Here is a 14750-nt window from a genome sequence, read left to right as displayed (position 1 = left end):
CTACAGCTCCTTGATGCGGACGTCCCGGTACGAGACCACGTCCGTCGTGCTGTGCACCTGGAGCCCGACGTAGCCGGAGGCGAACCGCCGCCCGTCCGTGCCCGGGTCGTCCGAGCGCGCCGGGTAGAAGTCCTGACCGCCGATGTTGTCGAACTCGTTGATCAGCACGCCGTTGCGGTACACCGAGTAGTGCTGGTCGACCACCCGGATCTCGTAGTCGTTCCAGGTGCCCTTCCCGGTGACGCCGGCCCCGGCGAGCCCGACCCGGTCGAATCCGTAGAGGGACCCGGTCTTGTACATGTCGCCGGTCGGGCTGTCGAGCACCTGCACCTCGTGCCCGTACTTGATGGCGACCCACTCCGGCCGCGTCTCCTCCGGGTGGTCGTGGACCCACGGGAAGCGCACGAACACGCCGCCGTTGGCGTTCCCGGAGGCCGGTGCGTCGTCACGCCACTGGAGCTTCAGCGAGAAGTCGCCGTACTTGCGCTCGGGGAACCACAGCATGCCCATGCCCGGCGTGCTGGTGCTGGAGGTGATCGACCCGTCCGCGTTCAGCGCGAACGAACCACCGCCCACCTGCTCCCACTTCGCGAACGACTCCTGGGTGCCGTCCATGATCTTGCGGTAGCCGTCGGTCTGGCCGGGCTTGCCGATCCCGGACTGGCGGGCGGCCTTGTTGATCGCCTTGACCTCCCGCTTGTCGACGACGCCCTCGTCCAGGAGCGCGTCCAGGACCTCCCCGACGTGCTTGAGGAAGAGCGCCTGGGACGTCCACTCCTTCTCGTCCTCGATCAGCTCGTTGATGCGGCACCGGTTGTTCGTCACCCGGTTCGGCACCCCCGAGTCGACCGTGCCGACGATCACCGTCAGCCGCTCGTCGTACTCCGGGCACGGCGGCGCCGGCACGCCTCCGCCCGCCACCACCGTGAAGCTCACGCTCAGCGGCTCGGACGTGTTGCCCGCCCGGTCGCTCGCCCGGTAGGTCACGGTGTGCCGTCCGGCCCGGTCGACGACCACGGGCGCGGTGTAGGCCAGGTAGGGCCCGGCGTCGAGGGAGTACTCGATGCCGGCCACGCCGGAACCGCCCTCGTCCGCGGCACTGACGGTCACCCGCGCGTTGCCGACGTACGCGCCGTCGGAGTTCTTCGTGCCCTCCACGGTCGCGCCCGTCACCGGGGCGGTGGTGTCCTGCGGGGGAGCGGCGACGACCGTGAACTCGACGCTCTTGTCGGCCGCGACGTTGCCGGCCTTGTCGGTGGCGCGGTACCGCACGGTGTGGGTGCCCACCTGATGCACCATCACCGGGGCCGTGTACGCCTGCCAGGCACCGTCGCCGACCGCGTACTCGATGCCGTTGACGCCGGAACCGGTGTCGGAGGCCGTGACGGTCACCGTCGCCATGTCGATGTACGCGCCGTCCGCGTTCCGCTCGCCGCCGACCGTCGCCGAGGTCTCCGGCGGCGTGGTGTCGTCGGTCGGCGGGGCGGCCACGGTGAACGTGACGCTCTTCTCGGCGGCGACGTTGCCCGCCTTGTCGAACGCCCGGTAGCGCACCGTGTGTTCACCGACCTGGTCCACCACGACCGGCGCGGTGTACGGCTGCCAGGCACCGTCGGCGCCGATCGCGTACTCGACGCGGTCCACCCCGGAACCGCCCTCGTCGGTCGCGGCGATCGTGACGGCCGCGGAACCGACGTACGCGCCGTCGGCGTTCCGCGTGCCGTCCACCTTCGCCGAGGTCGCGGGCGCCGTGGTGTCGTCGCCGCCCCCGCCCTCGGTGACCGTGAGCACGCCCGTCATCTGGCCGTGGCCGGGGATCGTGCAGTGGTACAGGTAGCGGCCCGGGGTGAGGGTGACCTCGACGCTGTGCTTGCCGCCCTGGGCGTCGAACGGGTTGGCCAGGATGTTGAGCTGCACGTCGGTGTTGTACGCCGGGTCACTGGTCACGAACGTCAGCGTGTGCGGCATGCCGGTGGTGTTGCCGGTCGCCTCGCTGTTCTCGAAGACGATCGTCGCCGGTCCGGCCACCGCCGTCTCGGGTGCGGACGTGTACTTGGTGATGTCGTCACCGGCGGTCCAGGTGAGGACCTGCTCGGCGGCCGGCGCCTCGGCCCGGGGCTGTCCGGAGGCGGACGTGGCCTGGAGGCCCAGCACCATCAGCAGGCCGGCCAGCAGGGCGGCCCACATTCTTCGTCGGCGTATCACTCGGTCCCCCTCGCCAGTTGTGCGGCGGCCGGGGTCGGCCCACCGCCCTTGTAGGTGACCCGCCACAGGGCCGACTTGGAGTCGGAGGTGAAGAAGCCGCGGCCGTAGTCGAGGACGTACAGCGCGCCGTCCGGGCCGAACTTCCAGCCCATCAGGTTCTTGATGCCGTCGTTGCCGACCGGCACGATCTTCTTCAGCGACTCCGCGTGCACCGGCAGACCGCCGTCGCCCTGCGTCCTCGGGTCCATCAGCACCGCGTTGCGCGGCTGGTCGGCGTCGTAGAAGTCGCCGACGAACCACTTGCCGTCCCAGTAGGCCGGCCACTTGGTCTCGCTGGTGCTCGCCGCGTCGTAGCGGTAGACCGGGCCGTTCATCGCGGCCTGGCCGCCGCCCTTGAGCCAGGGCAGCCTGTAGGTGGCCTCGTCCTGCTTGTACGACGGGACGCCGTTCTCGTCGCGCGGGAAGTCGGGGCCGCCGCCCTGCGGCGAGTACCAGATGTTGTTGCCGGTCACCGGCGGCAGGTTGACCAGGCCGTCGTTGTTCGGCGACTCGTTCTTCGGGTGGTCGCAGTCGTACCAGCCCAGCGGCTTCGACGGGTCCGGCAGGTTCCGGTCCCGGTACGGCTGCTTGTTGCCCATGCAGTACGGCCAGCCGCGGTTGCTCGCCTTGGTGATCACGGCGAAGGTGTCGTACTTGGCCGGGCCCCACGTCGGCGACGGCGCGCCCGCGTCCGGGCCGACCCAGCCCGCGTAGAGGGTGTCGGTCGACTTGTCGACGGAGATGCGCGCCGGGTTGCGGACGCCCATCACGTAGATCTCGCCGCGCGTCTTGCCGCCGCCCTCGGCGGTCTCCTTGCCGGTGAACAGGTTGCCCTCGGGGAGCGTGTAGGTCCCGTCCGGCTCCGGGTGGATGCGCAGGATCTTGCCGTTGAGGTTGTTGGTGTTGCCGGCGGTGCGGCGCGCGTCGGCGAAGGACACACCCTTGAAGTTGGGCTGCGGGTTGTTGCCCGAGTAGCCGTCGCTGAAGCCGCTGGAGTTGTTGTCACCGGTGGCGATGTACAGGTTCCCCTTGGAGTCCCAGGCCATCCCGCCGCCCGCGTGGCAGCAGCTGTGGATCTGCACCGGCCACTTCAGCAGCACCTTCTCGCTGCCCAGGTCCAGCTTGTTCGTCGCCCGGTCGAGCGTGAAGCGGGAGACGCGCCGCTCGGCCATGTGGGTGTCGCGGTTGATGCCGGAGTGCGGCGTGTAGTGCAGGTACACCCACCCGTTCTGCTCGAAGGCCGGGTCCAGCTCGATGCCGAGCAGGCCCTCCTCGACCTTGACCAGTTCGTCGCCGCCGCCCTTGTTGCCGAAGACGGTCAGCTCACCGGCCAGTGTCACCTTCCCGGTCTTCGGGTCCCAGACGTGGACCTGGCCCTTGCCCTTGCCGATGTCCGGGTTGTTCCAGTCGGTGACGACGGGCTGCGACGAGTCCGCGCCGCCCCGGCCGATGTAGAACACCCTGCCGTCGGGCGCGGTGACCAGGCCGTGCGGCTCGCCGATCTGGTCGTTCTGGCCGGCCTGGTTGGGCTGGGTCAGCCGCTCGGCCCGGTAGTTGCCGGTGATGGTCGCCTTGCAGTCGGCCTGCACCAGCCGTGTCGTCCACAGCAGGGCGCCGCGCAGATGGGCGCGGAAGTCGGTCTCGTCGTACGACGACACCGTGCCGCCCATGCCGGTGTAGAAGGACCGCCCGCCGTCGTAGTCCCGGCACCAGCTGACCGGGTGGTCGGCGCCGTTGGCGCTCGCGCCGGGCGCGTACGTCGACTCGCGGACCCGCGCCACGGTGTGGACGTCACCGGACGGGTTCTTCTGCCAGTTCAGCCACGCGTCGGGGCGCTTCCACTCCAACGGCAGGTCCTTGGTGGCCGGATGGCGCCGGTCGCCGACCTCCACCGTGGCCCGCTGGACCTTCGCCGGGCTGGAGGCGGCCGGCCGCGCCCCCACCAGACCGGTGAACCAGTCCGAGTAGGGCTCGGCGCGGGCCGCGTCGTGGACGCCGACGAAACCGCCGCCGGCCTCCATGTACGCCTCCAGACCCGCCTCCTGGTCCGGATCGAGGACGTCACCGCCCCCGGTCAGGAACACGACCGCGTTGAAGCGGCCGAGCTTCTTCCCGTTGGTGAACACCGAGGCGTCGTCCGTCGCCTCGACCTTGAAGCGTTCCCTCGCCGGGCCGGACAGCCCGATCCGCTCGATCGCCGCGATCCCGGCGTTCACCACCGGTGACTCGTCCCCGGCCGCGGCGGAACCGTAGAAGATCAGGACGCGGACGTTCTCGCCGCCCGGCGGCGACTTGATCGACATCGTTGTCAGGGATGGATCCGGCGCGGGCCGCGCGCTGGCGGCAGGGCCCGACAGCAGTCCGGCGGCGACGAACCCGGCGGTCGCGAACGCCGCCCAGCCCCTTCTTCTCGTGCTCAACCCTCGTAAGCGCATGGGCACCTCCTAGGTCACGGCAGCAGCGCCATGGAAGTTAGACCTCTTTGCGCGATTCGCCAATAGGTATCACCGGGATGGGTCGAACTTTGTCCTGAGTGTGGATAAACAGAGCGGGGCCCGGTACCGTCTCACAGGCTCATCACAGCTACGTCTGAGCAAATTCCGTACCAGTGTGGGGAGTTCGGCATGGACAGACGGGGCTTCAACCGCCGCGTGCTGCTGGGCGGCGCTGCCGCGGCGACATCGTTGTCGGCGGCTTCGGGGGCGGCCGGCGCCGCCGACCGTACGCAGGCGGTGCAGGCGGGAACGGCGACGGCGCCGGCCGGCGGCAAGGTGAAGCACATCAAGCTGTACGCCGAGAAACTGCCCGACGGGCAGATGGGGTACGGCCTGGAGAAGGGCCGGGCGACGATCCCCGGCCCGCTGATAGAGCTCAACGAGGGCGACACGCTCCACATCGAGTTCACCAACACGATGGACGTGGCGGCGAGCCTGCACGTCCACGGTCTCGACTACGAGATCTCCAGCGACGGCACGAAGATGAACCGGAGCGACGTCGAGCCCGGCGGCACCCGCACCTACACCTGGCGCACCCACGCGCCCGGCCGCCGCCCGGACGGCACCTGGCGGTCGGGCAGCGCGGGGTACTGGCACTACCACGACCACGTCGTCGGCACCGAACACGGCACCGGCGGCATCCGCAACGGCCTCTACGGTCCGGTCGTCGTCCGCCGCAAGGGCGACGTGCTGCCGGACGCCACGCACACCATCGTCTTCAACGACATGCGGATCAACAACCGTGCGCCGCACACGGGTCCGGACTTCGAGGCCACCGTGGGCGACCGCGTCGAGTTCGTGATGATCACGCACGGCGAGTACTACCACACCTTCCACATGCACGGTCACCGCTGGGCGGACAACCGCACCGGCATGCTCACCGGTCCGGACGACCCCAGCCGGGTCGTCGACAACAAGATCGTCGGTCCGGCGGACTCGTTCGGCTTCCAGGTGATCGCGGGGGAGGGGGTCGGTGCCGGGGCGTGGATGTACCACTGCCACGTGCAGAGCCACTCCGACATGGGGATGGTGGGGCTGTTCCTGGTGAAGAAGACGGACGGCACGATTCCCGGGTACGAGCCGCACGAGCACTCCCAGCCGGCCGGGGACGCCCCGGAGCACGAGCACTGACGACGGGCGGCGGCCGGTGCGCCGGCCCCAGCCGCGCCCTCCCCGAGCATCCCGGCCGCAGGGGCCGGGAGCCGGCTCCCGCCCGGCGACCTGCCGCTATCCTGAGCGGCAGCCGCCGAGGAGGAGCCCGTGACCGAGACCGCGCCGCGTCCCACGCTGGAGGCCGTGGCCGCGCGGGCCGGGGTCTCCCGGGCCACCGTCTCCCGCGTGGTCAACGGAGCGCACGGGGTGCGGGACGCGCTGGCCGAGCGGGTCCGGCGTGCCGTGGAGGAGCTCGGCTACGTCCCCAACCAGGCCGCCCGCAGCCTGGTGACGAGACGCCACGACGCCATCGCCGTCGTCGCCGCCGAACCGGAGACCCTGGTCTTCGCCGATCCCTACTTCGCCCAGCAGCTCCGCGGGATCAGCAAGGAGCTGACCGCCCACGACAACCAGCTCGTCCTGCTGCTCACCGAGGGCCGCGAGGACCACGCCCGCGTCGGCCGCTACCTGGCCGGCGGGCACGTCGACGGCGCCCTCGTCTTCTCGCTCCACCTCGACGACCCGCTGCCCGGCCTCGTCCGCGGCGCCGGTCTGCCGACCGTGTTCGGCGGACGGCCCGGCTGGGACGACGGCCGGGAGGACGCGCTCTACGTGGACAGCGACAACCGCGGCGGTGCCCGAGAGGCCGTACGCCACCTGGCCGGACTCGGCCGCACCCGTATCGCGCACATCGCCGGCCCGCTCGACCAGACCTCCGCCGCCGACCGGCTCGCGGGCTTCCGGGACGTCCGGGTGGACGCCGGCCCGGGCCTGGTCGCGCAGGGGGACTTCACGCCGGGCGGCGGTGAGCGGGCGATGCGCGAGCTGCTGGACCGGCGCCCGGACCTGGACGCCGTGTTCGCGGCCAACGACCTCACCGCGGCGGGCGCCCTGCGGGTGCTGCGCGAGCGGGGACGGCGGGTGCCGGACGACGTGGCCGTGGTCGGCTTCGACGACATGGCGCCCGTCGCCGAGCAGACCGACCCCCCGCTCACCACGGTCCGCCAGGACATCGAGGGGATGGGCCGGCTGATGGCCCGCCTGCTGCTGCGGGTGCTGGACCGCGGGACGGCGGGCGACGGCGGGGACGCCGCGGTCCACGGGGCGGGAGCCGCGCCGGGCACGGACCCCGGCGTGATCCTGCCGACCACCCTGGTCCGGCGCGCCTCCGCCTGAGCGCGCCGGACCGGGCACGCCGCTCAGCCCTGCCGCGGCGCCGGCCTGAGCACCGCGAACCGGGCGCCGTACGGGTCGGCGAGGCGGGCGAGGCGCCCGACGCCCTCGATGTCCGTCGCGGGCATCCGCACCGTGCCGCCCAGCTCCCCGGCCCGGGCGACCGTGGCGTCCGTGTCGGCGACGGCGAAGTACGGCAGCCAGTGGGCGTCCGTCTCCACCGCGTCGTCGGCGAGTGGTACGACACCGCCGAACATGCTCTCCTCACCCTCCCCGGACGGGTTCACGCACGTGTACGTCCCGGCGCCGGGGAAGGGGACGGCGGAGGTCTCCAGCCCCAGCGCCGCGTGGTAGTAGGCGGCGGCGGCCGCGACGTCCGGCGTGTACAGCTCGACCCAGCACAGGGCACCGGTCTCGCCCGCCACGCCGAGGCCGCCCAGCCGTCCCGGCTGCCAGACGCCGAACGGCACCCCGGCCCGGTCGGCGAGGATCGCCACGGTGCCCTGGTCCATCACGTCCGCCGGCCGCACGAGCACACCGCCGTGGGCCTGCTCGGAGGCCTTGGCGGTGGCCTCGGCGTCGGGGGTCTGGAAGTACACCGTCCAGGACGGCGGTCCCTGGTCCGCCGTGGTCCGCATGCCGCCGGCCGCGATCCGGCCGTCCAGCTCGAAGAAGCCGTACCCCCCGGCCTCGGGCCCCGCCGACCGGAACCGCCAGCCGAAGAGACCGCCGTAGAAGGCCGCGGCGCCGTCGAGGTCGGACGTGCCGACGTCGATCCAGTTCGGCGCGCCGGTGACGAAACGGGTGGTGAGCATCATCGCCCTCCTCGGAAGGGTCCCGTTGCCTGCACTGCCGAGTCTTCCACCGGTCACCGGCGATCGCTTCCGCGCGCCGCCGTGCGCGTCCCCCCGGGGCGGGGCGATCATCGGGGTGTCCGCCGGGGCGGCCGTCGCCCGGCCGAGGCGGCGTTGATCCCGCGTTGATCGAACGTTTTTCTCCTGCGGGCACCATCCTGCGCATGCACATCGACACGATCGCGACGCCCGACCTCACCTGGCAGCAGGAGGCGTTGTGCGCCCAGACCGGGGCCGATTTCTTCTTCCCCGAGCCCGGAAGCTCCGTGCGGGACGCGAAGCGGATCTGCGCGCTGTGCCCGATCCGCTCGGCCTGCCTGGAGTACGCGCTGAGCAACGACGAGCGCTTCGGCGTCTGGGGCGGGCTGTCGGAGAAGGAACGGCTGGCACTGCGGCGCACCGCGCGCTGAGCCGGACCGGCCAGCGCCCGCGCCGGACACCCCCGACGCACCGGGGCCCCGGGCGGTGTCGTCACCGCCCGGGGCCCCGCGCAGTGCCCGCACCGGACCTCGCGGACCGGCCGGGCGGGACGCCGTCGGGTCAGCCCGCGGCGCGCGCCGCCATCCGGGCCTTGCGCGCCGCCAGCTTCTCGTCGAACTTGGCGGCCTCCGCGTCGAGCCCGCCCATGTACAGGCCGAGCTCCTCCTGGGCCCGCTGCCCCTCGGGGCCGAGGCCGTCGATCTCCATGATCTTCAGGAAGCGCAGCACGGGCTGGATCACGTCGTCGTGGTGGATGCGCAGGTTGTAGACCTCGCCGATGGCCATCTGGGCCGCGGCGCGCTCGAAGCCGGGGATGCCGTGGCCGGGCATCCGGAAGTTCACGACCACGTCCCGCACCGCCTGCATCGTCAGGTCGGGCGCGAGGTCGAAAGCGGCCTTGAGCAGGTTCCGGTAGAAGACCATGTGCAGGTTCTCGTCGGTCGCGATGCGGGCCAGCATGCGGTCGCAGACCGGGTCGCCGGACTGGTGGCCGGTGTTGCGGTGGGAGATGCGGGTGGCGAGCTCCTGGAAGGCCACGTACGCCACCGAGTGCAGCATCGAGTGCCGGTTGTCCGACTCGAAGCCCTCGCTCATGTGGGACATGCGGAACTGCTCCAGCTTGTCCGGGTCGACGGCGCGCGAGGCGAGCAGGTAGTCGCGCATCACGATGCCGTGCCGGCCCTCCTCGGCGGTCCAGCGGTGCACCCAGGTGCCCCAGGCGCCGTCGCGGCCGAAGAGGGAGGCGATCTCGTGGTGGTAGCTGGGCAGGTTGTCCTCGGTCAGGAGGTTCACCACCAGGGCGATCCGGCCGATCTCGGTGACCTGGGACTGCTCCTTCTCCCAGGCCTCGCCGTCCTCGAAGAGCCCCGGGAAGTTGCGGGCGTCGCTCCACGGCACGTACTCGTGCGGCATCCAGTCCTTGGCGACCTTCAGATGCCGGTTGAGTTCGGTCTCGACCACTTCCTCCAGGGCCTGCAGCAGCCGGGCGTCGGTCCAAGCGGCGGAAGTGCCGAGGTGCGGGGAAGTGATCGTCACGGGTACTCCAGGGGGACGTGCGACAGAGCGGATGGTGAACCGGCGAGCGGTGCCGGGAACCTACGGGATCGTAGGCTACGAAACCGTAGGTTACGAGACCGTAGGTTAAACGCACTGTAAAGGCCGCTGATCAGCCGCTGTCCACCGGGGTGTGGCGCGGCCCGACCCGCAGGTCCTGGGCCGAACGGGTGAAAGGCGGTGCGCCGACGGGCCATCATGCAGTGCCGGCGCCCGCGCGCGGAACCCCCGGAGGCGTCCGGTGACGCCTCCGGGGGTCCCGCCCCGGCCGGAACGCCTCCGTCAGCCGGCCCGCTGTCCCGCGGCCGGGCCCGCCTCCCGCGTGACGTCCCTCAGCTCTCCCTCCTCCAGCAGCAGCCGGCGCGTGATGCCGAGCGAGTCCAGGAACGGCATGTCGTGACTGGCCACGATCAGCGCCCCCTCGTACGACTCCAGGGCCGTGGTGAGCTGCCGGACGCTCGCCATGTCCAGGTTGTTCGTCGGCTCGTCCAGCAGGAGCAGCTGGGGTGCGGGTTCGGCCAGCATCAGCGCGGCCAGGGTGGCCCGGAAGCGTTCGCCGCCGGACAGCGTGGCCGCCTTCCGGTCGGCCCGGGCGCCCCGGAACAGGAAGCGGGCCAGGCGCGCCCGGACCCGGTTGCCGGTCACGCCCGGCGAGAGACGGGCCACGTTCTCGGCGACGGTCAGTTCGTCGTCCAGGACGTCGAGCCGCTGCGGCAGGAACCGCAGCGGGACGTGCGCGGTCGCCTCGCCCGACACCGGTTCCAGCTCGCCGGCGATCGTGCGCAGCAGCGTGGTCTTGCCCGCGCCGTTGCGCCCGGTCAGCGCGATCCGCTCGGGCCCGTGCAGGTCCAGACCGCCCCGCACCCGCGCGCCGTACACGAGCTCCAGGTCCCGCAGGGTGAGCACCGTCCGGCCCGGCGGGACGGCGGTGTACGGCAGGTCGACGCGGATCTCGTCGTCGTCCCGCACGGCTTCCACCGCGTCGTCGAGTCGCTCCTTCGCCTCGGCGAGTTTCTCCTCGTGCATGATGCGGTACTTCCCGGCCGACTCCTGGGCGGTGCGCCTGCGCATCCTCATCACCGCCCGGGGCTCGCGCTTGGTGTCGTACATCTTCTGCCCGTACCGCCTGCGCCGGGCCAGGACGACATGGGCGTCGGACAGTTCGCGCCGCTGTCTGCGCAGGTCGGCCTCGGCGACCCGCACCATGCGTTCGGCCGCCTCCTGCTCGACGGCCAGGGCCTCCTCGTAGGCGGAGAAGGTGCCGCCGTACCGGGTGATCCCGCCGGCCCGCAGGTCTGCGACCTGGTCGACGAGCTCGAGGAGCTCACGGTCGTGGCTGACCACGACCATCACCCCCGGCCAGGAGGCGACGGCCGCGTACAGCCGCCTGCGGGCGTACAGATCCAGGTTGTTGGTGGGCTCGTCCAGCAGCAGGACGTCCGGCCGGCGCAGCAGCAGGGCCGCCAGCCGGAGCAGGACGGACTCGCCGCCTGACACCTCGCCGATGGTGCGGTCCAGCGCCACGTGGCCGAGGCCGAGCTCGCCGAGCGTGGCCAGCGCGCGCTCCTCGACGTCCCAGTCGTCGCCGACGGCCTCGAAGTGCTCCTCGGACACGTCACCGGCCTCGATGGCGTGCAGCGCGGCCCGCCGCGCGGCGATGCCGAGCACCTCGTCGACCCGCAGGCCGGTGTCGAGCGTGACGTTCTGCGGGAGGTGGCCCACCTCGCCGGCCACCCGGACGGTGCCGTCGGCGGGGACGAGCCGCCCGGCGATCAGCTTCAACAGGGTGGACTTGCCGGACCCGTTGACGCCGACGAGTCCGGTCCGGCCGGGGCCGAACGAGGCGTCGAGACCCTCGAAGACGGAGGTGCCGTCGGGCCAGGAGAAGGAGAGGGCCGTACAGGTGATGGAAGCGGTCATGCGAAGTCTCCGCGGTTGCTCGATGCGGTCAGGGGCAAACGCGTATCGAGACACCGGAAGGCGGCGGCCGCCGCAGGGCGGGGAAGGGAGGAGTCCGCCGGCGGCGGGCATGAGAAATGCCCTGTTCCGCCAGGGACGGCTCGAACGCCGAGGCCGCACGCGACGTGCACCCACGCTGGGCGGGTGACGCGGTGTCTCAGAACCTCAGACGAACAACGTCCTTCTCCGATCGGCGGCAACAGAAGCGTTGTACACCGTAGGAGCGCCCGATCCGGGCTGTCAACGCATTTACCGCCGAGCCGGTCCCACAGCCCCGAGGAGGCCCTCGTGCCCAACGGCCCACTCTCCCCGCCGTCCCGGCTCTGCCTGCTGGCCTGGAACCCGGCGCGGCCCGGGAGTGCCGACACGGCGCGGCTGCACCACCTGGTGCGCGCCGGCGCCCTCACCGAACTCGCCCGGCGCGGCCTGCTCACCGACGACGACGGCATCGCCACGCCCGTCGACCCCGACTCCCGCACCGGTGACGCCGTCCTCGACGGACTGCTGGACCTCGTCCGCGAGTCCGTGCCGCGCCGCTGGCGGGCGTGGGTGCGGCCGTACGCGCGTGTCACCTTCGACGCCGTCCGGGAGCAGCTCGTGGCCGACGGGTACCTGCGGGCGGAGAAGAAGCGGGTGCTCGGGGTGTTCCCCTCCGTGGACCACGTCCTGGCCCGGGTCGCCGCGGCGCAGGCCCTGCGCGAGGAGGCGCGGGACGTCCTGGAGGGCCCGCTGCCGGCCGGGGAGGTCTCCGGGCGGGACGCGATCGTCGTCGCGCTGGCGGCCTCCGCCGAACTGCGTGCCCTGGGGCCCGTGGGGGACCGGGTGCGAAGGGAGGGCCGGATCGAGGAGCTGACCGCGCGCGGCGCGGCGGGGACGCCCGGCCTGGGGAAGGTGCTGCGGGAGGTGCGGGCGGAGGTGAGCGCGGAGACGGCGCGCGCGGTGGCCACCGCGGGCCGCTGACGGACGTCGGCGGGGGACGGGCCCGGCCCCCGCCCGGGACCGCTCGTCTCGGCCGCGCGGCGCGCGCCGGCCGGCCGGTCCGCTCAGCAGGTTCCGCGCATCAGCTCCGCCAGGTCGTGGTCCAGGTCCAGTTGCAGATGCTCCAGGCCCACCGGGACCAGTTCACTGGTGGCCTGCAGGAACCGGCGCAGCTCGCCGGAGCGGACGTGGACGACGGCGGTGCCCTCGGGGGCGTGGAACTCCAGGACGGTGCGGTCGTACCCGTAGGGCCGCACGCGCACGTCACCGTGGCCGTCGGGTTCCTGCATCCCGGCGATGAGCAGCTCGCGGGAGAAGGTCCAGCACACGTCCACGCCCTCCAGCGTGGCCGGGGCCGGGAAGCTCATGCGGACGGCGAACGGATCGCTGCGGTCGTAGTGCAGCGTGGCGGGAATGCTCGGCATACGCGGCGCGGCAGCGACGAGACGCGCCTCGACGGGCTGCTCGATGACGGTGGACAACGCCTTGCTCCCTCGTGACGGCTGGACGGGCTTCCGGGGGTGGTACGGGCCGGGCACTGGAAGAGACGACGGAATCAGCCAATCCGTGCACACGATGTGCGAGTGACCTCTGTCACCGCCTTCATGCACCCGAGTGACAAGACTCTCCTCGGTAGTCGCACAAGCCACTTGCGGCCGCCGCGCCACGCGCCCGTCCGCTGCCCCGCCCGGCGGAGCTCCGGACGCCGGGCAGGGTGTTCGTCCGTAACGTGGGTATCCGTTCGCTGAACGCGAGAGGAAGTGAGCGGACATGCCACGTGGTTCGAGCCCCAAGCGGGAGCGGCAGTACGAACACATCAAGGAGAGCGCCGAGGACCGTGGCGAGAGCACCGGCCGGGCGAAGGAGATCGCGGCCCGGACGGTGAACAAGGAGCGTGCGCAGTCGGGCGAGTCGAAGACCGCCAGCCGTACGTCCACGCAGGACAAGTCGCCGAGCAGGCGCGGCGGACAGCGCTCCGGGTCCCGGCAGGGCGCCCAGGGCCCCACCTTCGACCAGCTCTACCAGGAGGCCAAGCGCCGTGACATCAGCGGCCGTTCGAACATGAACAAGGGCGAGCTGCGGCGCGCGCTCGGCAAGTGAGCCGCGTCCGCCCTAACCGGGCGTCTCCCGGTAGCGCTCCAGCGCCGGGGCCGTCTTCGTGGCGACGAACTCGGTGACGCGGTACGCGCACACGCCCGCCTCGACGAAGGGATCGCCCGCGGTGATCTCCTCGATCCGTGCCCGGTCCTCCGCGACGGCGATGATCACTCCGCCGTTGCGGGGTTCCTGGCGCCCGGAGGCCAGGAACACCCCCTGTTCGTACAGGGCGTCGAGCCAGGCCACGTGAGCCGGCAGCACGGCGTCGACCGCTTCGAGCGGCGCGGTGTAGGACAGCTCCAGTACGAACATGACCGGGAGCCTACTCCCGGGGTCCCGTAGGCTTGCGGCCACCATGACGACCGTGACCGCGCAGACCCCCGCCGACTGGCCCACGACGGAGGAACGGGCCCGCGCCGTCCAGGACGAACTGCGGGCCCGGGTGGTGCTCGACGAGCCGGGCCCGCCCCCGGGCTCGGGACGGGTGACCGGCGTGGACGTCGCCTACGACGACGAGCGGGACGTCGTCGCGGCGGCCGCCGTCGTCCTCGACGCGGCGACCCTCGCCGTGGTCGCCGAGGCCACCGCCGTCGGCCGGATCTCCTTCCCCTACGTGCCCGGCCTGCTCGCCTTCCGCGAGATCCCCACCGTCCTCGCCGCTCTCGCCGCCCTGCCCTGCCCGCCCGGCCTGGTCGTCTGCGACGGCTACGGACTGGCCCATCCGCGCCGCTTCGGCCTCGCCAGTCACCTCGGCGTGCTCACCGGACTGCCCACGATCGGCGTCGCCAAGAACCCGTTCACCTTCACCCACGACGACCCCGGGGCTCAGCGCGGCAGCGCGTCCCCGCTGCTCGCCGGTGCCGAGGAGGTCGGGCGCGCGCTGCGCACGCGCCACGGGGTCAAGCCGGTCTTCGTCTCCGTCGGCCACCGCGTGAGCCTCGACAACGCCTGTGCGCACACACTGGCGCTGACCCCCGCCTACCGCCTGCCGGAGACGACCCGCAGGGCGGACGCCCTGTGCCGCGCCGCCCTGCGGGATGCCACCTACTGGGCCCGGTCCTCGACGCTCCAGCGGCCCACCTCCCCGTACCGCGAGTCGTAGACCGCCGAGCCGTCGCCCGGGCGCAGTGCGTAGTGCCGCAGGTTGCCTCCCCAGTACCGCAGGATCCGCTGGACCTCACCCACCGGGTCCGCGGCGACCGCGCCGTCGTCCAGATCCACCTCGAGCAGGAACTTCGTCATGCCTCAATCGTTTCACTGAACT

The 14750-nt window shown here is 72.2% G+C and carries 14 protein-coding genes; 6 read left to right on the top strand and 8 right to left on the bottom strand.

All coding sequences use genetic code 11. The features are described from left to right. Both ACFWJB_RS09340 and ACFWJB_RS09335 read right to left on the bottom strand, forming a co-directional pair. On the bottom strand, positions 1–2187 hold the full coding sequence (locus tag ACFWJB_RS09340) for an OmpL47-type beta-barrel domain-containing protein (RefSeq protein ID WP_385460828.1): 2187 nt from the start codon (positions 2185–2187) through the stop codon (positions 1–3). Between the two features lie 14 nt (positions 2188–2201). Next, on the bottom strand, positions 2202–4679 hold the full coding sequence (locus ACFWJB_RS09335) for a ThuA domain-containing protein (protein WP_386921279.1): 2478 nt from the start codon (positions 4677–4679) through the stop codon (positions 2202–2204). 189 nt (positions 4680–4868) lie between these two features. Here ACFWJB_RS09335 and ACFWJB_RS09330 point away from each other — a divergent pair, with 189 nt between their 5' ends. After that, the gene (locus tag ACFWJB_RS09330; protein WP_386921277.1) at positions 4869–5870 is read left to right on the top strand and encodes a multicopper oxidase domain-containing protein; all 1002 of its coding nucleotides are present in this window, start codon (positions 4869–4871) and stop codon (positions 5868–5870) included. A gap of 129 nt (positions 5871–5999) precedes the next feature. Continuing rightward, positions 6000–7067 (top strand): LacI family DNA-binding transcriptional regulator, encoded by a 1068-nt coding sequence (locus tag ACFWJB_RS09325; RefSeq protein ID WP_385460819.1) that lies wholly within the window; start codon positions 6000–6002, stop codon positions 7065–7067. Positions 7068–7090: 23 nt separating this feature from the next. Here the strand turns inward: ACFWJB_RS09325 and ACFWJB_RS09320 are convergent, their stop codons facing one another. After that, positions 7091–7879 carry a VOC family protein gene (locus ACFWJB_RS09320; RefSeq protein WP_385460933.1) on the bottom strand — a complete coding sequence of 263 codons (789 nt, stop codon included), beginning with the start codon at positions 7877–7879 and terminating at the stop codon, positions 7091–7093. A 203-nt stretch (positions 7880–8082) separates the two neighbouring features. Here ACFWJB_RS09320 and ACFWJB_RS09315 point away from each other — a divergent pair, with 203 nt between their 5' ends. Beyond that, on the top strand, positions 8083–8328 hold the full coding sequence (locus tag ACFWJB_RS09315) for a WhiB family transcriptional regulator (protein ID WP_385460816.1): 246 nt from the start codon (positions 8083–8085) through the stop codon (positions 8326–8328). 130 nt (positions 8329–8458) lie between these two features. On the opposite strand, the gene ACFWJB_RS09310 is transcribed toward ACFWJB_RS09315, so the two are convergent. Both ACFWJB_RS09310 and ACFWJB_RS09305 read right to left on the bottom strand, forming a co-directional pair. Further along, positions 8459–9433 carry an acyl-ACP desaturase gene (locus tag ACFWJB_RS09310; RefSeq protein ID WP_385471408.1) on the bottom strand — a complete coding sequence of 325 codons (975 nt, stop codon included), beginning with the start codon at positions 9431–9433 and terminating at the stop codon, positions 8459–8461. Positions 9434–9733: 300 nt separating this feature from the next. Then, positions 9734–11371, bottom strand: a complete 1638-nt coding sequence (locus ACFWJB_RS09305; protein ID WP_386921273.1) for an ABC-F family ATP-binding cassette domain-containing protein — start codon at positions 11369–11371, stop codon at positions 9734–9736. 327 nt (positions 11372–11698) lie between these two features. Here ACFWJB_RS09305 and ACFWJB_RS09300 point away from each other — a divergent pair, with 327 nt between their 5' ends. After that, complete coding sequence (locus ACFWJB_RS09300; protein WP_386921271.1) at positions 11699–12370, top strand: GPP34 family phosphoprotein; 672 nt, start codon at positions 11699–11701, stop codon at positions 12368–12370. A gap of 83 nt (positions 12371–12453) precedes the next feature. On the opposite strand, the gene ACFWJB_RS09295 is transcribed toward ACFWJB_RS09300, so the two are convergent. Next, the gene (locus tag ACFWJB_RS09295; protein ID WP_385471417.1) at positions 12454–12870 is read right to left on the bottom strand and encodes an SsgA family sporulation/cell division regulator; all 417 of its coding nucleotides are present in this window, start codon (positions 12868–12870) and stop codon (positions 12454–12456) included. Positions 12871–13159: 289 nt separating this feature from the next. Between ACFWJB_RS09295 and ACFWJB_RS09290 the strand changes: the two genes are divergently transcribed. Next, a complete protein-coding gene (locus ACFWJB_RS09290; RefSeq protein ID WP_386921269.1) occupies positions 13160–13489 on the top strand; it encodes a plasmid stabilization protein in 330 nt (109 codons plus the stop codon). 12 nt (positions 13490–13501) lie between these two features. On the opposite strand, the gene ACFWJB_RS09285 is transcribed toward ACFWJB_RS09290, so the two are convergent. Continuing rightward, the gene (locus ACFWJB_RS09285) at positions 13502–13798 is read right to left on the bottom strand and encodes a YciI family protein (protein WP_385471423.1); all 297 of its coding nucleotides are present in this window, start codon (positions 13796–13798) and stop codon (positions 13502–13504) included. A gap of 43 nt (positions 13799–13841) precedes the next feature. Here ACFWJB_RS09285 and ACFWJB_RS09280 point away from each other — a divergent pair, with 43 nt between their 5' ends. Then, positions 13842–14588: an endonuclease V gene (locus ACFWJB_RS09280; protein ID WP_385471426.1), complete on the top strand. Its 747-nt coding sequence runs from the start codon at positions 13842–13844 to the stop codon at positions 14586–14588. Here ACFWJB_RS09280 and ACFWJB_RS09275 read toward each other — a convergent pair. Continuing rightward, positions 14531–14728 (bottom strand): hypothetical protein, encoded by a 198-nt coding sequence (locus ACFWJB_RS09275; RefSeq protein WP_385471429.1) that lies wholly within the window; start codon positions 14726–14728, stop codon positions 14531–14533. The two genes, ACFWJB_RS09280 and ACFWJB_RS09275, sit on opposite strands and share 58 nt — an antisense overlap. Positions 14729–14750 lie beyond the last annotated feature (22 nt).

This window comes from Streptomyces sp. NPDC127100, from assembly GCF_042724095.1.
GTDB lineage: Bacteria > Actinomycetota > Actinomycetes > Streptomycetales > Streptomycetaceae > Streptomyces.
This window is presented reverse-complemented; position numbering and strand designations above follow the sequence as displayed.